Below are 20247 nucleotides of genomic sequence, written 5' to 3'. Positions count from 1 at the left end.
GAGTCGGACTAAACTATGAATGAAATAACTTTTGCAGGAAATAAAGCGCTCTATCTGATATTGATGCTTTCTGCATTACCTATAGGGGTAGCAACAATAGTAGGGCTTTTAGTTGGCCTGTTCCAGACGGTCACGCAATTACAGGAACAGACGCTACCTTTTGGTCTGAAACTCTTAAGTGTTACCCTATGTTTATTTTTGGTAGCGGGCTGGTACGGCGATGTGTTAGTGAGTTTTTCTCGTGAGGTAATCCGTATGGCATTGGTTCGTTAAAGATGTCTACTGCACTGTTCTTTAATGTACATACCTGGCTTTATGAGATGGCAATGGTCTCAGCCAGACTGATGCCTGCTTTTATTTTATTGCCTTTCTTCAATACTAATACGTTGACGGGCGCAATCCGGCTGCCAGTAGCGATGCTGGTGGGTGTCGGGTTGTGGCCATATGCTGGGGGACCTGTTGCAGGTTATGATAATATTTGGTTCTATATCCTGATTGGGAAAGAACTGGGCGTAGGTCTCATTATTGCCTTTTTCCTCTGCCTGCCATGTTGGGTGTTACATGCAGCAGGCAGTTTTATTGATAACCAGCGAGGAGCGACACTGAGTAGTAGTATTGATCCTTTGTCCGGTGTCGATACTTCTGAACTGGCCAACTTCTTCAATTTGTTCGCCGCCGTGGTGGTATTACAAAATGGCGGGCTACTTATTATGCTGGAAGTATTTGAGAAAAGCTATTTACTGTGGGAACCCTACCAATTAAATGTACCTGACCTTAAGGTTACATTGGGATTCCTGAGCCTTTTGATCACGAATGCACTTATTTTGGCGAGCCCACTCATCGTCGTTTTTTTATTGACTGAGCTATTTCTGGGGCTGCTGGCCCGATTCGCTCCCCAACTAAATGCGTTTTCGTTGGCACTCACTGTAAAAAGCATCATTGCTTTTTTTATGTTGCTAATTTATTTCACGCCAGTGCTTCCGGGGAAAATTACATTACTCGGATTGCTCCCCGATATACTTTCTGGTTGGTCAGGCAGAGTTTTTTAATAAACTGACTGTTTCTTATTATGAGGAGGGAGTGATGGCCGGAAGTAAAACAGAAAAACCTACCCCAAAAAAGAAAAAAGATGCCGCGAAGAAGGGGCAATCGTTTAAAAGTAAAGATTTAGTAATATCCTGCCTTATTTTGGTTGGCATACAGTATATTATTAATTTCTCGGGTGTTATGGAGCTTATGCATCTATGGAGCCTCATTATTGAAAACGGCTTTACGAATAATATGGAGAGCTATGCACGGGCTGTCCTGTGGACAGGTGTTAAAATTTTCCTTCCATTTCTTCTTTTATGTGTGGTTGCTTCCGCTTTACCTACTATGTTACAAACCGGATTTTTGATTGCCAGTAAGGCATTAAAAATTAACTTTGGCGCGTTAAATCCCGTAAATGGGTTTAAAAAATTATTCAGCCTCCGTACGGCCAAAGATGTTATTAAATCTTCGCTGTTCCTGACAAGTTTTATCGTGGCCGCCTTCATATTCTGGGATAATAATAGATTTATTGTTTTCTCACAAGTTAATGCGACTGTTCGGCATATCCTACCCGTATGGGGTGAGCTTTTTAGCTCGTTAGTGGCATTATGCCTGAGCTGTGCAATATTGGTACTGATGCTGGATGCCCTGGCAGAATACTTCTTACATATTAAAGATCTCAAAATGGAAAAGCAGGAGGTAAAAAGAGAATACAAAGAGCAGGATGGTGACCCAGAAGTTAAAGCCAGACGTAAAGAGCTTCATATGGAACTGCTTTCTGAGCAGGTCAAATCTGATATTGAGAACTCCAAAGTTATTGTCGCTAACCCCACTCATATCGCCGTGGGCATCTATATGAACATGAATGTAGTGGGCATACCTTTTATCTCGGTACTGGAGACCAATCAGCGGGCACTTGCAGTGCGTGCCTATGCTGAGAAGGTGGGGGTACCGGTGGTTGAGAACGTCAAACTGGCGCGGCGGATACTTAAATCACATCGCAGATACACCTTTATAAGTCTGGAAGAACTGGACGAGGTCATTGATATATTGATTTGGCTTGAGCAGGTGGAAAATGCCTGGGTAAATGAGCACCAGAGACCGGATCACGAAGAGAATAAATGAGCGTTATCTATTAGAACGTATGACATATGCATGTTTTAATGAGGTCATCAAGGTTTGAGGTGACCTACCTGGGAGAGACAGATGAGCACGATGGAAGGTAATATCACTGAAAATGAAGCTGAGCTAATCATGACGGCCACTATGGAGCATGGTGCAACATTGCGTGAAATCCACGGAATTCCAGACGATGTTATGGAAAACATCTATGCACATGCTTACCAATATTATAAAGAGGGGCGCCTTGATGAGGCCGAAAATTTCTTCAACTTTCTTTGTATGTATGATTTAAAGAATCCTGATTATTTTATTGGTCTGGGTGCCGTTAATCAGTTAAAGAAAAATTATATTAAGGCATGTGATTTTTACTCGCTTGCTTATGTTATGTCTGAAGATAATTTTAATCCTGTTTTTCATTCAGGCCAATGCCAGTTATTAATGGGCAATGTGATCAAAGCCCTACAATGCTTTGATATCATTTGCCAACGCTGTACCGATGAGAAACTAGTAATAAAAGCAAAAATATACATGGATACCATCAGGCAGAATAAGGATGAAAGCCAGGGAGATGGTGCCACTAAAAATCACGACGAGAATATGTAGCAACGATCAAAAGGAAAAAAAATGGACGTGAGCTTTTCTAAAAAGGCCGGCCTGGCCAATGAATTCCCGACCCCGACCTCGGCTTCTCTACTTGACAGAATGGTGATTAATAAAACGCATATTTCGCCTTCAGAGGGGGTAAAATTACACATTAAAGCTCAGGAAAAGAAACTGGAGGCGTTAGCGAAAACCATTTCTGAGGATTACGATCGCAGTATTGAGGATGATAATGAACAGCCAGTTCTTAGGTCTTCAGATAAGCGCTTAACGAATAAGGCTCAGGTTCTATTGGTGATGGCTCGCTACCAGTCACTTAGCAATAATATGGATAGTAATAAGCTCGCTACGGCTCTATCATTATTTTTAGCACAGTCAGAGGCGAGAATCCAGAAAGCTCAGGAAATGTCAGAATATCTGGATAGCCTGCATAAAGAGTTTGATGTATATGAAGAAAATATAAACACAGCACAAGAAGAAGAAAATGGTGCTTATACGCAATGGAGTAACGCTGAGAAAAAGCTGAGTGAAGCTAAGAAAAATCTTAGTAACATTCAGAGTGACAGCGAAGCCAGTTCTGAAGATATCGCGAATGCTAAAAAAGGGGTAGCAATAGCGTCTAAAACCCTGGCTGAGGCTATGACTACTCTAAATTCTGCAAAAAATAAAACTAAGCAAGCGCTTGAAGCCGCACAAAAGATTCTGAATGTTATTAGTGCTAAAACTGCTGAGATGAATAAAGAGTATGGGGATATTATTATACCTGCTGCAATTCCGGTGAGTAATGCAATAGAGCAATCGGAAAAGGCAATGACTCGCACTTCAATTATGATCATGCTGCTAACCGAATTCATCATGAAAATGGATGAATCTTCTGCGGATAAATTGCAAAGCGATCTTGAGATGAACCGTATTCAGATGAAAGCCCGTCAGGCCGAAATGAAGCGTAAATCTGATGAGTACGAAGAACAGGTTCGTAAGGCTGAAGAAGCGCAAAAAATGGCCGGTTGTATTGGTAAAATTCTTGGCGGTCTTGCAATCGCTCTGGGAGCGATATGTACAGTATTCGGCGGAGGCGGACCGGCTTTAATGGCAATTGGCATTGGATTAATGATCGCTGACCCTATTATTGAAGCCATTACCGGGGAATCTCTAACCGGAATGATTATGAACCCATTGATGCAGCATATTCTCATGCCTCTGATGGATTTAATTGGGGATATAGTTACAAAAATCTTTGATTTCACCCCAATTGGGCAACTGTTGAAGGCCATTGATAAGGCTACCGGCGCGAATATGATGGACACTATTCATACCATCGTGACGGCAGCGGCTGCGATTGGAGCTATTGTGGCTATTGCGATGCTTGCTAAAAGCGCAGCGAAATTCATAATCGATAAAATGTCCAAAGCAATGACCTCTGCCGTGATGCAAGCAATAAAAAAAGCTATTGTGCAAGTTATAAAAAAAGTCATCCCGAAAATCGTTAGAAATGCGGTAAGTAAAGGTGGTGCTGTACTGAGCAACATGGGGAAAGCGGCTGTAAAACAGCTTAATAAGCTTACCTCGCAGATTTCGAAAAAAATGGATAAGATTTCTGCACAGGTTAGCAAAAATATGACTGTTTTCTTGAAAAGTACCGATTCAGCAGTAATGCACAATTTGGCTAAGATTAATATAAATCATATTAATATGCTTCGCGCTGGAGTGGAAGGCTCAAATGTTATTATTCAGTCCGGCATGAATATTAATATTGCTAATATCCAACTCGAAGCATCTAAAGCGTTAGCGCAATTTCAGCTTGCTAATAGTGATACTAAAATTCTACGCGATTTATTGTCTACAATATTTTCCCGCTTTCGACAAGATCACAAGCTCATCCAATCAGTGGGGCAACAACTTACTAATAGCTTACAGGTTAATGCTTCTACGAATCGTTTCATTGTGCAAAATATAAAAGCGTAGTTTTAACTAAGAGGGAATTTAGCATGGCTGATTTATCTTATAATACCGTTAGCAACAACTCAAATCTTCACGTTCTGAGCAGTAAGTTTGGAGCCGTAGCGGAAATATCCAGAAAGGATGTTCTTAAAGTTTCTAAAGAGAATGTCGATTCTTTTGTTAATACGGCTGAAGAGAATGCTACAACTAAAAGCTTGTCAAATGGTGAGGTTCCCGGACTTCGTAAAGCTATGATAGTAGCAGATCCAGATTCACTGGATAAACAACTGTCACAGTTACTACCCGCATTCGCAAATCTGCCCCAGCAAAGAAGTAATCAAATCAGTGAGACTATTCTGAATGGGGTGAAAGAATTGTCAACAAAAAGCAAATTCGATATTTCATCGCTGGCTGGTGGTTTCACCGGAAGACTGGCCGCGATCTTGCAAGTTATTGTCGAGGCCGAGCTAAAAAATACACAGAGTATGGCTGCTCAGACTAATGCAAATAATTTAATGGCCCGAGCCCAGGGGGAGAACAGTGCCAGAAATACTGTTCAGGCTGGCCGTGATGGCAGGAATATGGTAATCACACAGGCCTCTGCGGGTATGGTCGCTACCGGCGTTTCAACGGGTATGCAGATGAAGGCTTCAGTGCAGAAGAATGCCGCGATTACAGTACATGCGGAAAAAGCAAATACGCTTAAACGTCACGCGGCAACGTTAGACCGTCAGACTGTTCCAACCAAATTGAATAATGTTGGTGATGCACTTCCATCAGATCCAGCAATTCTTAAAGCCACTCCTAAGAATTTGGAATTTGATGCTGCAGCTCAGAACCTTCAATATCAACTTCGAACGCAGGATGCGGATAAGCTTTTCCAACAGGGGATGGCGGTGAATCAGATTGGGCAGAATGGTGCCGCGCTTGCTGCTGCTAATGGTCAAGTTAAAAAAGCTGAGGCTGAATCTAAAGCCTCGCTTGCTAAAGCAGATGAAGGTATCTATCAAGCCGCTAAAGATTCTGGCGATCGCCGTACGCAAATTTCACGAGAGTTCAAAGCAATGCTAATGGATATTATCTTGCAGGTAAGTCAAAATAACGCCAATACCGTTAGCGTAATGGCTAATAACCTCAAAGGATAGTCTCCTCACCTTTCCTATTAAGATAGCCTCCTGCTTATGCTGGAGGCTTTTTTCGAGAAAAAAATCATGAGAATTCAGCACGCATCCTCTTCTTCAATTCATGCCGTTTTAGCAGAATCATCAGCCAAAAAAAATGCTACATCAAATAAAGAGCCAGAAATCCTATTAGGAACTGCTCCTCGCAGAGATATGGCACGTACATCTCTGGAGAATAAAAATTACAAAGACTTTGACTCTATCATGGCGCGTATTGCTCTGGAAGAACAACAAAGAGAAGTACAAATAGCCGTGGTTAAGTCCTTAATTAAAGAAAGAAATTCCTATGCCTCATCATCTTATTCATTACATACGCCGAAAACTAGTCAACCTGTGACTACCTCTACAGATGTGCTTAGCTTTGGTCAGAACTTACGAAATTTTAATCCTGTTCGATCTGTGCCGGGTGAATCGAGCGATCCAATATATCTGCTCGAAAGTTTCGGTTCTATGGTAAAGGCAGAACGGCACGGTCCATCTTCAAGTTGGGAAATATGTGATTCCGTAGCTGATTCTATCGGGTCCATGGGAGAAGATTATATTGATGTCTTCCAGCAGGCAGTTGAGAAAAATTCTCAGTTTTATAGTGATTTTTCTGATTTCATGTCTAAGCTTAGCCAGTTCATCAAAGCGGATGGCGATAAAACAATTTTAAGTACTGCAGCCTTCGCAGCAGAACTTGATAAATTAATCAATAAGTATAAAGTGCCTTCTTCCGCAACAACTTTATATCCTGTACAAAGCGGCAACGCAGTGACTGGTGGTGATAAAGAAGAATGTGAGTCATGGGCAAAAGAAATGGGTCTTGACCCCGATAAATGTGTTACACGACTTGCAGATGGAAGTTATATTGTTCACATCGATGTGTTACCTTTGGAAAATATAAAAAAGACGTTGCCAGGTTATGGTAGTTCATGGCAGGACATGAAGTGCAATTCTGCTCAATGGGCTGCCTGGCAAAGTGGTTTTGATATGCAAAAAGACAGTATACAAACTGCAATGCAGACCCTGACGCAAAAATATTCTAACGCTAACTCCACCTTTGATAATTTAGTCAAGGTGTTGAGTGGTACTATTTCATCTTTATTGGAATCTGATAAGTCGTTCTTTAATATTTAATAGGGGAGGGGTAAATGCCAATAATAGCTAACGCATCGACAAGAGTACTAAATCCAGGAGTCCAACAATCTGGGGCTAATTCTTCTAAACTAAGTAAGGATTTAAATGGTGTAAAAAATACGTCCACAATTAATAAATCATCTGCCGCTTCAAATGTCAATCAGAATGGTTTGAGCGAACACATATTAGATTACGTGAAGAATATAACAAATCAGACAAAAAACTTTTCAAATGTTCAGGGCCGGGATCAGACAAAATCTTCGCACGTAGCGGAAGAATCTAAGAGCACTTCAAACAGCAATGAAGAATGCTGGCAGACATTTCCTTCCTCTCTCACTTTTTACGCTAAAAAATTAAATATTGCAAGAGAAGATTTCCGTAATGATAGTAGTAAAAATAAGTCAGACGTTGAGAAGGCTTTCAACAGATATGATAAAGATGGGGATCAAAGTGAATCAGCGCGTAAACGTTTCGAATTCTTTTTAATTATACGTAAAGAGATTAAGGATGGCACCCCAGTCAGTGATACTAAATCATTAAAAGCCCTTGATGATCTTTCTAATAAATTTATAAAAATTATCGCGACTGACGGTCTTGGTCCAAACTCTTATGCTGCAGGATCAATGAAGTCTAATGGCAACGGCAAGGCTGAATTAAAAAGTTTTCAAAAAATCTGTAACGAACTTAGTGCATTGAGTATGGGCGCTACGGGTAGTAATGTCACTTTTAATAAGGAGATCGCAGAAGTTATTTCAGCCTATGCAGCCTCATTTTTACCAGTTGAATTGCAAAAAAATGATGTCATCGATAAAATATTTCGACCATCGTATGCTCAGCATCAAGCAATGTGGGATCAAACGCATCAATCAAATTTGGATCCTTTTGAAGCGATGCAAACAAGATTTGGACATGAAATTCTTGCCCTGGATTTACTAAAAGCGTACGTGAAAAATGGTGTAGACCCTGTCTCACCTACAGCAAATACTGAGGACCCAGCAGAAGCAAATACTGAGGGCCCACCAGAAACTTCCCCCAGTAATTCCTCACAGTCGCCGACTATTCACATTAATTTTGCGCCTGTTACTAACTTAAATATATTTAATAATAATACGAATCCTAAAGACGCGAATAAAGACGCCACAGGCGGGGCCGACAGCAGTGGCGATCCGGTTTCCCCACCGGGTAATCCGCCAGGCCGGTCCGGCAGCAGGCGGAGCGTAGGCAGTGCTGCAGATCCCCGGGGTGGTGACGGCGTGAACGGGCCGGCGACGCCGGGTCCTTCAGCGGACAAAAATAACACCGCAGGACAGGGTTCCCAGACCGACAGGCCGACCGCAGGGCGGCCCGTGCCGAGGAATGATGCCGGTACCGGAACGGATAATAGCGCCACAGACGGGGCCGACAGCAGTGACGATCCGGCTTCCCAACCGGCTTCCCCACCGGGTAACCGGGCGGGCGGACGGGGTAACCCGCCAGGCCGGTCCGGCAGCAGGCGGAGCGTAGGCAGTGCTGCAGATCCCCGGGGTGATGACGGCGTGAACGGGCCGGCGACGCCGGGTGCTTCAGCGGACAAAAATAACACGGCAGAACAGGGTTCCCAGACCGACAGGCCGACCGCAGGGCGGTCCGTGCCGAGGAATGATGCCGGTACCGGAACGGATAATGGTGCCACAGGCGGGGCCGACAGCAGTGACGATCCGGCTTCCCAACCGGCTTCCCCACCGGGTAACCGGGCGGGCGGACGGGGACGGGGTAATCCGCCAGGCCGGTCCGGCAGCAGGCGGAGCGTAGGCAGTGCTGCAGATCCCCGGGGTGATGACGGCGTGAACGGGCCGGCGACGCCGGGTGCTTCAGCGGACAAAAATAACACGGCAGAACAGGGTTCCCAGACCGACAGGCCGACCGCAGGGCGGTCCGTGCCGAGGAATGATGCCGGTACCGGAACGGATAATGGCGCCACAGACGGGGTCGACAGCAGTGACGATCCGGCTTCCCCACCGGCTTCCCCACCGGGTAACCGGGCGGGCGGACGGGGACGGGGTAACCCGCCAGGCCGGTCCGGCAGCAGGCGGAGCGTAGGCAGTGCTGCAGATCCCCGGGATGATGACGGCGTGAACGGGCCGGCGACGCCGGGTGCTTCAGCGGACAAAAATAACACCGCAGGACAGGGTTCCCAGACCGACAGGCCGACTGCAGGGCGGTCCGTGCCGAGGAATGATGCCGGTACCGGAACGGATAATGGCGCCACAGACGGGGTCGACAGCAGTGACTATCCGGCTTCCCCACCGGCTTCCCCACCGGGTAACCGGGCGGGCGGACGGGGACGGGGTAACCCGCCAGGCCGGTCCGGCAGCAGGCGGAGCGTAGGCAGTGATGCAGATCCCCGGGGTGATGACGGCGTGAACGGGCCGGCGACGCCGGGTGCTTCAGCGGACAAAAATAACACGGCAGAACAGGGTTCCCAGACCGACCGGCCGACCGCAGGGCGGTCCGTGCCGAGGAATGATGCCGGTACCGGAACGGATAATGGTGCCACAGGCGGGGCCGACAGCAGTGACGATCCGGCTTCCCAACCGGCTTCCCCACCGGGTAACCGGGCGGGCGGACGGGGACGGGGTAATCCGCCAGGCCGGTCCGGCAGCAGGCGGAGCGTAGGCAGTGATGCAGATCCCCGGGGTGATGACGGCGTGAACGGGCCGGCGACGCCGGGTGCTTCAGCGGACAAAAATAACACGGCAGAACAGGGTTCCCAGACCGACCGGCCGACCGCAGGGCGGTCCGTGCCGAGGAATGATGCCGGTACCGGAATGGATAATGGTGCCACAGGCGGGGCCGACAGCAGTGACGATCCGGCTTCCCCACCGGCTTCCCCACCGGCTTCCCCGCCGGGTAACCGGGCGGGCGGACGGGGACGGGGCTTTGTGGGCGGCGTGGGTTCAGCGCAGGCCAGCTCTGTGTTGTCCGGTGTGAGCAAAGATCTGCTGGAACAACCCGGGTCACACGTGCCGATCCTGAACCGTTTCGGCACGACTTTCCAGGGCATGAGGCATTCATCATCTCAACCGGGTAACCGGGCGGGCAGTCCGGTACAGAGTAACCCGTCAGACAGGTCCGGCAGCAGGCGGAGCGTAGTAAGCAGTGCTGCAGATCCCCGGGGTGGTGACGGCGTGAACGGGCCGGCGACGCCGGGTGCTTCAGCGGACAAAAATAACACCGCAGGACAGGGTTCCCAGACCGACAGGCCGACCGCAGGGCGGTCCGTGTCGAGGAATGATGCCGGTACCGGAACGGATAATGGTGCCACACGCGGGGCCGACCGCAGTGGCGGCCGGGTTTCCCCACCGGGTAACCGGGCGGGCGGACGGGTACGGGGCTTTGTGGGCGGCGTGGGTTCAGCGCAGGCCAGCTCTGTGTTGTCCGGTGTGAGCAAAGATCTGCTGGAACAACCCGGGTCACACGTGCCGATCCTGAACCGTTTCGGCACGACTTTCCAGGGCATGAGGCATTCATCATCTCAACCGGGTAACCGGACGGGCAGTCCGGTACAGAGTAACCCGTCAGACAGGTCCGGCAGCAGGCGGAGCGTAGTAAGCAGTGCTGCAGATCCCCGGGGTGGTGACGGCGTGAACGGGCCGGCGACGCCGGGTGCTTCAGCGGACAAAAATAACACCGCAGGACAGGGTTCCCAGACCGACAGGCCGACCGCAGGGCGGTCCGTGTCGAGGAATGATACCGGTACCGGAACGGATAATGGCGCCACACGCGGGGCCGACCGCAGTGGCGGCCGGGTTTCCCCACCGGGTAACCGGACGGGCAGTCCGGTACAGAGTAACCCGTCAGACAGGTCCGGCAGCAGGCGGAGCGTAGTAAGCAGTGCTGCAGATCCCCGGGGTGGTGACGGCGTGAACGGGCCGGCGACGCCGGGTGCTTCAGCGGACAAAAATAACACCGCAGGACAGGGTTCCCAGACCGACAGGCCGACCGCAGGGCGGTCCGTGTCGAGGAATGATGCCGGTACCGGAACGGATAATGGTGCCACACGCGGGGCCGACAGCAGTGGCGGCCGGGTTTCCCCACCGGGTAACCGGACGGGCGGACGGGTACGGGGCTTTGTGGGCGGCGTGGGTTCAGCGCAGGCCAGCTCTGTGTTGTCCGGCGTGAGCAAAGATCTGCTGGAACAACCCGGTCCACACGTGCCGAGCCTGAACCGTTTCGGCACGACTTTCCAGGGCATGAGGCATTCATCATTTGCATCGGCGCAAGGGGGCCTGCGCCAGAACGGTATTCCGTCAGGTAAGGCGGCCAGCAAAGACGGTAATGGTTTCGACGTCGTTAATCGCGCAGGCGGTTCGGCAGGTGACAACCCGGTACATGACTTTGTGAAAGGCTTACGCCAGCCCGCCAGCCCAGTAAAGCAAGTGCAGTCAGACAGGGTGAATAAAAAGCTTGATATTAATCCGGCAGCGGAAGTTAAGATCAATCTTGATTCATCTGCGACTGGTCTGGATAAATGGGGTAAGCGCACTCACCTCCAACAGGAAATTAAGGGGTATATAGGAAGCCGCGGATCTTCCACGGCTCAGCCACTTTTTAATGGTCCATCTCATTTCAGTAAATATAAATAAGAAATAACGGAGATGCCCTCCATCAGTAAGGTGGAGGGCGATAAAAAGGATGTTATGGAAGCTAATAAAGAATTAATTCATACAATTAATGACGTTGTCGCTACGACGCTTAATCACCCACTGTCCGAAATTCTACCTGATAAGCACCTTTGTTATGACTTGCTCGCTGATTCACTCGCCTTGCTGGATCTTGTGCTGGCTTTAGAGGGGAAATTTGAAATTGAGTATAAGGAAGAATATCTGACTGACACAGAGTATGTTAAGGATTTGTATCGAATTGTTAATGAATTGATGTGCAGAAAAGTGATTAACTAATGTAATAGGATGCAGGTTTCTTTATAATTTTTTATAACTAAGGAGTTTATGGGGCAGCAAGATGCAATGTCATGTTTGTCTCAAACATCCCTTTATATATCTAACCATACTGATGAGAAATGCAGAAAAAACGGGACCATATGTTCATCATAATTTAATCAGGATCTTCTTCATTGAGTCCTATATTCTGACTTCAGGTCTGATGGATCATTGTATTCATCCTTGATAACAAGGGTATGCGTTTAGTTATGTCACAGGAAAAAGAAAACCTCAAGCTTACTAATAACATAGTAGTGAGGTTGATAAACGGTATGCTACGTGGATGTGAGTTCACACTGGCATCAGGTAAGACCTTATTTATTGTTAGTGATGACAGTACTATTCGGCAGCAACATCAAGGAACGATTTTACCCGACAGTACTATTTATATACCGGCAAAAGATAATGATTCTAACTTTGAGATTTTGGTGCCTGCTCAGGCTGACCAGCAGGTTATATTGCGGGAGCTGGGGGAAGAAAAAACGCCGGAAAGGGCTATTATCTCTAATGAAATCATAACTATTGGTGGGCAAAGAATTGCCTGGCGTCCTGAAGCTGTCCCCTTTTCTGATGAAGTGCTGGCGGACAACACTGAGGAGACTATGCCATCATTTGTCACACAAGGTGAAGAGGTAAAGCGTCCCAGGTCAGTGTGGTTGAAAAGAGCGATGGTAGTAGGCATTGTCGGATGCATTTCATTTGCAGGCTATACTTACCTCACCGAGACTCAACGCCAAATCAGCTCTGTCTCTACTTTTCTGGAAAGCGGCATCGGGAATTACCATATTGTTTACGGGAAAGACAAAAAAATCTATGTCCTGGCAATCACTGATATGGCAGCTCAATGGGCTCTTCAGACCATAGTTCGTACCCCCCAATCTTATCAGATGCAGGTACTGACACTTAAGGCAGAAGAGCAGCGTATTAGTAAATGGATAGGAAGTAACTGGCCACAGGTTAAATTTCATCGCGTTATACTGGATGAGCCACAACGTCCTGTTGTGCAAATTAGTGCTGAACGCACCCGGCTAAATGAATCAGAAAAAAGCCGTTTAATTAGTGCAATGTTGAAAGACATTCCTTATTCAAGCAGCATAGCTATTGAAAATTTATCTGATAAGAAAGTTAAAATGCTGGCGGTTGAAGGGTTAAAGAAAATGGCTTTGCTGTTTACTGAAATCGACAATGGCAGCAGTACCACTTTCGTTATTCGGGGAGCTATCGAGGATGGGGAACTGGACCGGTTGAAAAGCTTCATTACGCAATATTATCAAACCTGGGGTGGCGAATATATACAGTTTGCCCTGGAACTCAAAAATGACTGGCTGAAAGGTAAGTCATATAAGTACGGGGAGCAAGGCTATGTAAAACTCGCGCCCGGACACTGGTATTTCCCACGAAACATACAAAAGGATTTATAACATGAGCGTTTCAAGAATTGATGAAATTATGGAAGGCTGGGACGGTTTTTTATCCGCTATGTCCGGCGATTTCGATACCGGTGTGACTAATCTTAATGAAGAGCTGAGTGCGGCACTGGAGCACCTTAAGAGCGATCCCTCTAACCCTGAGTATCTTGCTAAATATCAATCCCGCTTGTCGGAATATACACTTTATCGTAATGCGCAGTCTAACGTTGTGAAAGTGTATAAGGACGTTGCGTCCGCTATTATCACCAACTTCCGATAACCACTTTTTACGGATATATTATGAGTATTCTAATTAACTCAATTCAGGCGTTCTCTGGTCAGACATCCGATATTACTATGTCCGATCCGTCACCGATGTCGCTGGAAGAGCGTATGATTCAGGCCTATGCCAGAACTGCATCGGAGGCTCAGGCGGAACAGGCAGATGTCATCAACAGATTGCAGATGGGTAGAGTCACCTCCGATCCAGCTGAATTATTCAAGCTGCAACAAAGAACCTCAGATTATAATCTGCAGGTATCCATGATTAGTACATTAACTCGTAAAGGTGTCAGTGCTGTAGAGACTTTACTGCGCTCCTGATAATGAAAAAAATTCATCTAGTATTGCCACTAACCGTCCTCCTCCTTACCGGGTGTAAGCAGGACGAGTTATTGAAAGGCCTTGATCAAAGCCAGGCAAACGACGTTATTGCGCTATTACAGCGTAATAACATTCTGGCGATGAAGAAGGGGGCTCTAAAGGAAGGCTTTAGCGTTTCGGTCGAACCCCGAGATTTTGCCGCCGCCGTGGATCTTATGGCTACCTATGGGCTACCCCGTCAGCCTAATATGGAAATAGCACAAATGTTTCCAGCCGATTCACTGGTTTCATCACCGCGTGCGGAAAAAGCGCGTCTTTACTCTGGTATAGAACAGCGACTTGCACAGTCCTTGCTGGCTATCCAGGGAGTCGTCTCGGCGCGCGTCCATGTTAGCTATGATTTTGACGCGGGCGAGGGCGAAAGGAAAAAGAAGCCGGTTCATTTATCATCATTACTTAACTACGATAATCGTATCGTCGATACGACTCTTTTAATTGGCGATGTTAAGCGTTTCTTAAAAAATAGCTTTGACGACATAGATTATGACAATATCTCTGTGGTGCTTTCAAAGGTGGATAATGTTCAGCGTATTCCACCCCTCGCATCACCGGCAAGCTCTCCTACCAGTACATCATGGCTACTTATTGGCGGGCTATTAACACTGGGTTTGTTGATGTTTTTTATGTTATTTGTAAAGAGGAGTAACCATTCTCTGGCAACAACATTAAAAAACCGCCATGGTTTTAAGAAGGGAAATTTTTTCAGCAGAAAAGAGACGCTGAAAAGAGAGATGCCAGAGGATAAAAACTCATTAGCCAGCGTTTCTGAGGATCTTAGCGCTAAAGGAAATGTGAAGGGTAGTGATAATGCACGTTAACGTGAATAAGATTGTGTACGATCCTATCTCATGGATCCATCCACAACGATTCTCAGTGCCGGAAAAATTAGCCTCTGTCAGATGCCGCAGTATTTTGAATGATATTATCTTAAGCAAGTATAAGCTCTCAACCGGACAGCTGGCGCTGAGTAATAGTAAGGAGCACTATCTCGCTAAGCACTGGGATTTACTATCGAGAGCAGCTTTTATGGCTATATGCCAGCGTCATCGGTCAAGTCTCGCCTGGTATGGAAATTTTATTATGCTTGATAATATAACGCGGCAATTTGCACTGGCTGATATAACGGACTCCAGGGACGAGCTGAGCGACAGGTTCACATTCGACCAGCTTTGGGCGGTTGCATGCCAGGAGCTATTGGCATTCTGTGGTCCTGTATCAAAGGTAATGAAAGAAAGAATCCCTCTTTTGTTTCCCAGGGTATATCAGGATAACATGCCGCCTTTTTTTCCATCAGATGAAAATGAATTACTGATAAGAATGGCCATTCAACATGCAAGCCGAAACTAATGATATTATTTTCCATAAAGCGTTGGAAAGTGTCCTGGTGCCTGGCTCATTTTTAAAGAAAATGAGGGAAAGTGATGACATTATCGCCAGGGCGGAGTCCAGGGCTAGAAAAATAGTCAAAGATGCAGTTCGTGAAAGCGAAAGTATCCGTAAAGAGTCGTATCGTACAGGCTACGAACGCGGATTACTGATGTCCGTAGATTCAGTCTGCCAATACATCGATAACAGTGTTCAATATGCTGAGGAACTTTATCTAAAAGTAGAGAGTGACATCAAAAAATTACTGACAGAATTGTTTGATCAAGAAAACGTGTTGCTTAAAATAGTCGATGAATGGATTGATACGTTAGATAAGAAGAATGACGATTTGCCTTTATATATTCTTATGCCGTATGCCAACCGGAGATTCAAAGTTAACCTCACGGAGGCTATTAAAAATAAGCACCAGGGTAGCGTTGTTTTTCAGTATCATCAGGAACCTCGATTTGTCTTTAAGTATAAAGAACATCTGGCCGAGTTCTATCCTGAAGAGTATATCGCTTCTACTGTTAAATCATTAATGGATAACCGCGATTTTTATTACGACAGTCAAAAAATCTCCGCTGAGGCTATTCAAGGTTTGCATCAACGGATTGCGCTTTACTACCAGCCGGTTGATAAAGTAAATAACTTTACCGAAAATACATGGGAAGGCTTAACGGATGGAAGCAATTAATTCTATTGGTAGCATGGAGTCTATTTCCAGCACCTCTTGTGCAGAGGATATTCACTCACTTGATGAAATTTTGTCCAGGAAAATGTCAGAGCCAAGCTTTGGTTTTACGTTGATGTATGAAGAATGGAAGCAGAAAATCCTTTTATCCGATGGAGTGAATGATGACCAAAATATTGAATGGTAGATCCTCTCTTAGATTAGTGGTGACTTTGTCATTCTGTGTGTTGATGACCGGTTGTCAGTCAATGACAATGACTAAGGTAAATACTGTGACAGGGTCTCAAGGGATCAAGGGCGAATTTTGTAATAATAAAGTGCCGAATAGCCCACCTGTTTATCCGAAGGCCCTTTATCAGGCAATGAACGAATGCGTTAATGCAGGTGTTTTCGATAATGCGGTATTCTTTTACGCGCTGGCAGGGAGTTATACCTGGTATGATGCTATGCGGGTAAATACTCAGTATGCACGCTCAATGCATGGGCGTCTCCTGACAGAAAGTATTAATCAACTTGATGATGTACAAAAGAATAGGCTTTGGGAACAGATTCAGCTGGGCATGAAGGATTCACAAAAAAAGAGCGCGCTTTGCCTGAAGGTGAAGGGCATTGGTGCACCGGGTTATCAGCCAGATTATATGCTCGTCGATCCTTCCGCCGCCCCTGACAGTCCTGCGTTTTCTGGTAGTGTAAACTGGGCTGATACGGTGAACAGTTATATGGAATGTCCAAAATAGGATGATATCGAACAGTCTCACAGAGACCCTATCCTCTACCAGCAGGCGGCCACCTGGGGCAGGATCCTGCCCCGTAGTAAACTGCCGGAGCGCACTCAGCTTTTCAGCGGCTTCAGCTCCAGCCCATAGGTTTTTCCGTTTACCAGCACCTGCAGGCACTGCGTGGCGCTATCAAAGGCACTCATGTTGGCCAGCTTGCCCAGTATGAGCAGTTCATCGTCATTGTTAAAACCGATCCCGACCCTGTCCCTGCCCAGCCAGTGCTGATGAAAACAGTTATCAGCCGCAGCATCCAGCTGCTTAATCTCGGCTGCCGTAGCGGGGGTATACGCCTTATAAAAGCGAAAGTGGATACCTGCGGCATAGCGGTCGAAGGCATTGGTGTCCATCAGCGCGATACAGTAGCCGGTATATTTGGCGATTTTGACATACATTTTGATTTTCTCGCCGCTGCTCCCGGGCTGTAACAATACGCGCGTCACCGGCACGGACCCTTCACCGACCCAGCTGCCGATATAGTTCTTATCGCCGATTTTTTGCAGATAAATATCCGCGCCGCCCTCTGCGGTACGTTCGGTGTAGCCTTTCTGAGTGGTGCCCGCGCTGCTGTAGAAGGCAGAGCCCACAATGCGGATATGCAGCTGGGCGGTGTTTTGCGACAGGAAGAATTCCCCCAGGTCGAACCATTTCTCTTTATCAGAGCGGTTATCCATTCTGTCGGGTGAGGTAAGATACTGGTAGTTAACCGAACCATTAACGCTGATGCCGTGATTCTCAATCCGCACGTCGCCCATTTCGTATTCTGAGATTAAAGCCCAGCGATCGCCCTTTTCTGAAAAATCCAGGCCCTCACCGTTTTGCTGGTTGAACTGGATATTGACAACGCGGCTGTAGTGACATGCCAGCGGGTTTTTGCATGTCTCGATATTCAGCGCGTACAGGCTCCAGTGGCCGTTGGAAATATTACCGGGATAATCGGTATGCTCAATCCAGCCGTTCCAAATTAGCGACTGGGCCGCACGCTGAAGATCGATTGCCGGGTTGGTGGTGCAGTACTGGATATTGAAGTTTGACAGTTCAATGGCGGTAATATGATCCCACTTACCGCTGGGATTATTAGACCAGGTGGCATAAATCACCGTGCCGCTGCATTTTTTTGCAAACCACTGATCGATTTTACAATCAAGCGTATCGATCAGGTCCAGCCCGCGACCACCAAGATTAACGAAGTTAACGCTGGTGACGCGAACAAACTGACCCGCTGTAATAATATTTTTATAAAAACCTTTCGTATTCGGTGAACCGTTGCTGCTCTGACCATCAATCTCCAGGCCGGAAATCACCATATAGCGTGCATTAACCCTGAACATCACCTCGCCATTTTTTTTATCTGAAATAAGTTTCGTGGCAGGGTAATAACCGGAGTTGACATGTTCGCCGACCAGCCTGAAACGGTTAACCTCTTTGTCTGAAATATCGAAGCGGGAAATTAAAAAAGTGCCAGCAGGAAACTTAATGCCAATATTCGGGTTGTTAGCCTGTGACCAGGACCACATGCGTTTTACTGCCTCCAGACAGTCAGCTTTTCCACCCGGTATGGCACCAAAGGCGATGACGTTAACGTCATTTTGGTCGTTGATCGATCGTTTCCAGCGCGCCCCTTTCGGGCTGACAATGGTTAAACCATAATCCTCTTTGCTGGTGGTGTCGCTGACGTCGTAAACAAATACCCCGCCACCGTTGTTGCTACCTTTCGCATATTCCAGCACCACCACAATTTCTGCCGGGGAGCGAGGTTCAAGGGCGCGCAGTGCAGCGATGTCTGCAACAGTCGTTAATACACCGCCATCCCCCCCTTTTAATGAAGCCAGTTCCAGAACGACTTTGCCGAATTCGATAGCCTTGCCGCTCTGATCAAGCACCTGCAGCTTATTGTCGGGCTGGGCTGCGCGCACCGGCAGTTTTTTTACGCGACTGTTTTTTCGCTCAGGCGTCATAGTATTACCCTCGTTGTAAAGCGCAGGCTCGCGAAGCTTCCCGTGGCTGCTGGTTTTAATTTCTGATATTTAATTATTTTTTATTGAAATATAAAGGCTGTTGTCGGTTTTATTTTCCCGGGATGTTTATTTTAGAGCGGCGGAAAAGCTAACCTGATTTGAGTATGTACGTTAAATAATGCTTGCGCACGAGGTGAGTAAAATAACCTGGCTATTATATTTGATACGAAGGGAATATATTTTAAGCTGGACGGTGGAAGGGTAAAGCCAGCCGGGCTTCTTCCGCCCACGCGTGGACGCCTTCTCGCTCCTGCTGCAAAAAGTCAGCCACCGCGTCATGCAGGCCTTCATGGCGCAGCAGGTGCCAGGATTCGGTGATAACCGGCTCAAAGCCCCGTACCAGCTTGTGCTCACCCTGCGCACCGGCGTCAAAGCGTGACAGGCCCTGCGCAATGGCGTACTCCATCCCCTGATAGAAACAGGTTTCAAAATGCAGGTGGTTAAACTCTTCCAGGCATCCCCAGTAGCGACCATAGAGCGATGAACCGTCAATAAGGCTGAATGCCATCGCCACCGCCTGGCCATGCCGGGTTGCCAGTACCACGCGGATGGCCTCAGGCATCCTTTCCGCCAGCAGGCTAAAGAAGTGTCGGGTCAGGTAAGGGCGCTGTCCCCGTACCGCATAGGTATTGGCATAGCAGGTATAAACAAAATCCCAGTGTGTCTCGCTGAGCTGGTGACCCGCCAGCCAGCTAAAGTCGAAACCCTGGCTGGCAACGCGTTCGCGTTCACGACGGATCTGCTTGCGCTTGCGTGACATGAGCTGGTCGAGAAAGTCCTGAAAATCCCGGTATCCCGGGTTACGCCAGTGATACTGGCAGCCGAGGCGCAGCAGCCAGCCCGGTTCGTCCTGCATAATCGCGTGGGTGTGCGCGTCGCTAAAGTTGATATGGGCGCTGTATCGCTGCTGCTGATGCAGGAAGTCCGGGATCGCCTGCAACAGTTTCTTTCCGGCCGCTGCCTCACCAAGCAGTCGGCCGCCCGTGACCGGGCTAAAGGGGACGGCGGCCAGCCATTTAGGATAATAGGGTATTCCGGCGCGCTGGCAGGCATCTGCCCAGGCGTGATCAAACACGTATTCGCCTCGGGAGTGCGCTTTTCGGTAGCCGGGCACGGCGGCCAGCGCCTGACCCTTTTCACTCCACAGCAGGTGTTCCGGCTGCCAGCCGGTGCCTTTACCCAGACAACCACTCTCTTCCAGCGTGCTGAGAAAAGCGTGACGAGTAAAGGGACTCGCGTCCGGAGTGAGGGCATCCCACTGGCTGGCGGGAAAATCGGCCAGCTGCGTCAAAAGAGTCAGTGACATCGGTGCGCTTCCTGTTTACGGCGGGTTGGCGGCGGCGACCTGACG

19 protein-coding genes are annotated in these 20247 nt (G+C 47.6%); 17 read left to right on the top strand and 2 right to left on the bottom strand.

The annotated features are described in order from the left end of the window. Positions 1-15: 15 nt before the first annotated feature. The 17 genes from AAGR22_RS20945 (at position 16) to AAGR22_RS20865 (ending at position 16839) form a co-directional block, all read left to right on the top strand. Complete coding sequence (locus tag AAGR22_RS20945; RefSeq protein ID WP_067700209.1) at positions 16-273, top strand: EscS/YscS/HrcS family type III secretion system export apparatus protein; 258 nt, start codon at positions 16-18, stop codon at positions 271-273. A gap of 2 nt (positions 274-275) precedes the next feature. Further along, entirely contained in the window at positions 276-1049 is a 774-nt protein-coding gene (gene sctT / locus AAGR22_RS20940) for a type III secretion system export apparatus subunit SctT (RefSeq protein ID WP_345829415.1), read from the top strand. Positions 1050-1083: 34 nt separating this feature from the next. Next, positions 1084-2154 carry an EscU/YscU/HrcU family type III secretion system export apparatus switch protein gene (locus AAGR22_RS20935; protein WP_345829414.1) on the top strand — a complete coding sequence of 357 codons (1071 nt, stop codon included), beginning with the start codon at positions 1084-1086 and terminating at the stop codon, positions 2152-2154. 81 nt (positions 2155-2235) lie between these two features. Then, positions 2236-2754 carry a type III secretion system translocator chaperone SicA gene (gene sicA / locus AAGR22_RS20930; protein WP_345829413.1) on the top strand — a complete coding sequence of 173 codons (519 nt, stop codon included), beginning with the start codon at positions 2236-2238 and terminating at the stop codon, positions 2752-2754. Positions 2755-2775: 21 nt separating this feature from the next. After that, entirely contained in the window at positions 2776-4716 is a 1941-nt protein-coding gene (gene sctE / locus AAGR22_RS20925) for a type III secretion system translocon subunit SctE (RefSeq protein WP_345829412.1), read from the top strand. 23 nt (positions 4717-4739) lie between these two features. Further along, positions 4740-5837: a hypothetical protein gene (locus tag AAGR22_RS20920; RefSeq protein WP_345829411.1), complete on the top strand. Its 1098-nt coding sequence runs from the start codon at positions 4740-4742 to the stop codon at positions 5835-5837. Positions 5838-5903: 66 nt separating this feature from the next. After that, positions 5904-6992, top strand: a complete 1089-nt coding sequence (locus AAGR22_RS20915; RefSeq protein ID WP_345829410.1) for an IpaD/SipD/SspD family type III secretion system needle tip protein — start codon at positions 5904-5906, stop codon at positions 6990-6992. 1253 nt (positions 6993-8245) lie between these two features. Next, positions 8246-11617 carry a hypothetical protein gene (locus AAGR22_RS20910; RefSeq protein WP_345829409.1) on the top strand — a complete coding sequence of 1124 codons (3372 nt, stop codon included), beginning with the start codon at positions 8246-8248 and terminating at the stop codon, positions 11615-11617. A gap of 12 nt (positions 11618-11629) precedes the next feature. Next, on the top strand, positions 11630-11932 hold the full coding sequence (locus AAGR22_RS20905; RefSeq protein WP_345829408.1) for a phosphopantetheine-binding protein: 303 nt from the start codon (positions 11630-11632) through the stop codon (positions 11930-11932). Positions 11933-12180: 248 nt separating this feature from the next. Continuing rightward, entirely contained in the window at positions 12181-13392 is a 1212-nt protein-coding gene (locus tag AAGR22_RS20900; protein ID WP_345829407.1) for a PrgH/EprH family type III secretion apparatus protein, read from the top strand. 28 nt (positions 13393-13420) lie between these two features. Then, entirely contained in the window at positions 13421-13660 is a 240-nt protein-coding gene (locus tag AAGR22_RS20895; protein ID WP_345831636.1) for a type III secretion system needle complex protein, read from the top strand. Between the two features lie 20 nt (positions 13661-13680). Beyond that, positions 13681-13983 carry a type III secretion system inner rod subunit SctI gene (gene sctI, locus AAGR22_RS20890; protein ID WP_345829406.1) on the top strand — a complete coding sequence of 101 codons (303 nt, stop codon included), beginning with the start codon at positions 13681-13683 and terminating at the stop codon, positions 13981-13983. Positions 13984-13985: 2 nt separating this feature from the next. After that, positions 13986-14861, top strand: coding sequence for an EscJ/YscJ/HrcJ family type III secretion inner membrane ring protein (locus AAGR22_RS20885; RefSeq protein WP_345829405.1), 876 nt, complete (start codon positions 13986-13988; stop codon positions 14859-14861). After that, complete coding sequence (locus AAGR22_RS20880) at positions 14851-15390, top strand: hypothetical protein (RefSeq protein ID WP_345829404.1); 540 nt, start codon at positions 14851-14853, stop codon at positions 15388-15390. The genes AAGR22_RS20885 and AAGR22_RS20880 overlap by 11 nt, the downstream gene beginning before the upstream one ends. Continuing rightward, positions 15374-16105, top strand: coding sequence for a hypothetical protein (locus AAGR22_RS20875; RefSeq protein ID WP_345829403.1), 732 nt, complete (start codon positions 15374-15376; stop codon positions 16103-16105). The genes AAGR22_RS20880 and AAGR22_RS20875 overlap by 17 nt, the downstream gene beginning before the upstream one ends. Next, positions 16092-16289, top strand: a complete 198-nt coding sequence (locus tag AAGR22_RS20870) for a hypothetical protein (RefSeq protein ID WP_345829402.1) — start codon at positions 16092-16094, stop codon at positions 16287-16289. Before AAGR22_RS20875 ends, AAGR22_RS20870 begins: the two co-directional genes overlap by 14 nt. Then, the gene (locus AAGR22_RS20865) at positions 16264-16839 is read left to right on the top strand and encodes a hypothetical protein (RefSeq protein WP_345829401.1); all 576 of its coding nucleotides are present in this window, start codon (positions 16264-16266) and stop codon (positions 16837-16839) included. The genes AAGR22_RS20870 and AAGR22_RS20865 overlap by 26 nt, the downstream gene beginning before the upstream one ends. Before the next feature lie 95 nt (positions 16840-16934). On the opposite strand, the gene AAGR22_RS20860 is transcribed toward AAGR22_RS20865, so the two are convergent. Together AAGR22_RS20860 and AAGR22_RS20855 are read right to left on the bottom strand one after the other, a co-directional pair. After that, positions 16935-18836, bottom strand: a complete 1902-nt coding sequence (locus AAGR22_RS20860; protein ID WP_345829400.1) for a hypothetical protein — start codon at positions 18834-18836, stop codon at positions 16935-16937. Between the two features lie 241 nt (positions 18837-19077). After that, complete coding sequence (locus AAGR22_RS20855) at positions 19078-20202, bottom strand: GNAT family N-acetyltransferase (protein WP_067700163.1); 1125 nt, start codon at positions 20200-20202, stop codon at positions 19078-19080. Positions 20203-20247: the final 45 nt, after the last annotated feature.

It is taken from the genome of Erwinia sp. HDF1-3R, from assembly GCF_039621855.1.
Classification (GTDB): Bacteria; Pseudomonadota; Gammaproteobacteria; order Enterobacterales; family Enterobacteriaceae; genus Erwinia.
This window is presented reverse-complemented; position numbering and strand designations above follow the sequence as displayed.

What these genes read in the sequence shown, in the direction of transcription:
- AAGR22_RS20945 (WP_067700209.1), top strand. Translation starts at nt 16, where the DNA reads ATGAATGAAATAACTTTTGCAGGAAATAAAGCGCTCTATCTGATATTG.
- sctT (WP_345829415.1), top strand. Translation starts at nt 276, where the DNA reads ATGTCTACTGCACTGTTCTTTAATGTACATACCTGGCTTTATGAGATG.
- AAGR22_RS20935 (WP_345829414.1), top strand. Translation starts at nt 1,084, where the DNA reads ATGGCCGGAAGTAAAACAGAAAAACCTACCCCAAAAAAGAAAAAAGAT.
- sicA (WP_345829413.1), top strand. Translation starts at nt 2,236, where the DNA reads ATGAGCACGATGGAAGGTAATATCACTGAAAATGAAGCTGAGCTAATC.
- sctE (WP_345829412.1), top strand. Translation starts at nt 2,776, where the DNA reads ATGGACGTGAGCTTTTCTAAAAAGGCCGGCCTGGCCAATGAATTCCCG.
- AAGR22_RS20920 (WP_345829411.1), top strand. Translation starts at nt 4,740, where the DNA reads ATGGCTGATTTATCTTATAATACCGTTAGCAACAACTCAAATCTTCAC.
- AAGR22_RS20915 (WP_345829410.1), top strand. Translation starts at nt 5,904, where the DNA reads ATGAGAATTCAGCACGCATCCTCTTCTTCAATTCATGCCGTTTTAGCA.
- AAGR22_RS20905 (WP_345829408.1), top strand. Translation starts at nt 11,630, where the DNA reads ATGCCCTCCATCAGTAAGGTGGAGGGCGATAAAAAGGATGTTATGGAA.
- AAGR22_RS20900 (WP_345829407.1), top strand. Translation starts at nt 12,181, where the DNA reads ATGTCACAGGAAAAAGAAAACCTCAAGCTTACTAATAACATAGTAGTG.
- AAGR22_RS20895 (WP_345831636.1), top strand. Translation starts at nt 13,421, where the DNA reads ATGGAAGGCTGGGACGGTTTTTTATCCGCTATGTCCGGCGATTTCGAT.
- sctI (WP_345829406.1), top strand. Translation starts at nt 13,681, where the DNA reads ATGAGTATTCTAATTAACTCAATTCAGGCGTTCTCTGGTCAGACATCC.
- AAGR22_RS20885 (WP_345829405.1), top strand. Translation starts at nt 13,986, where the DNA reads ATGAAAAAAATTCATCTAGTATTGCCACTAACCGTCCTCCTCCTTACC.
- AAGR22_RS20880 (WP_345829404.1), top strand. Translation starts at nt 14,851, where the DNA reads ATGCACGTTAACGTGAATAAGATTGTGTACGATCCTATCTCATGGATC.
- AAGR22_RS20875 (WP_345829403.1), top strand. Translation starts at nt 15,374, where the DNA reads ATGCAAGCCGAAACTAATGATATTATTTTCCATAAAGCGTTGGAAAGT.
- AAGR22_RS20870 (WP_345829402.1), top strand. Translation starts at nt 16,092, where the DNA reads ATGGAAGCAATTAATTCTATTGGTAGCATGGAGTCTATTTCCAGCACC.
- AAGR22_RS20865 (WP_345829401.1), top strand. Translation starts at nt 16,264, where the DNA reads ATGATGACCAAAATATTGAATGGTAGATCCTCTCTTAGATTAGTGGTG.
- AAGR22_RS20860 (WP_345829400.1), bottom strand. Translation starts at nt 18,836, where the DNA reads ATGACGCCTGAGCGAAAAAACAGTCGCGTAAAAAAACTGCCGGTGCGC.
- AAGR22_RS20855 (WP_067700163.1), bottom strand. Translation starts at nt 20,202, where the DNA reads ATGTCACTGACTCTTTTGACGCAGCTGGCCGATTTTCCCGCCAGCCAG.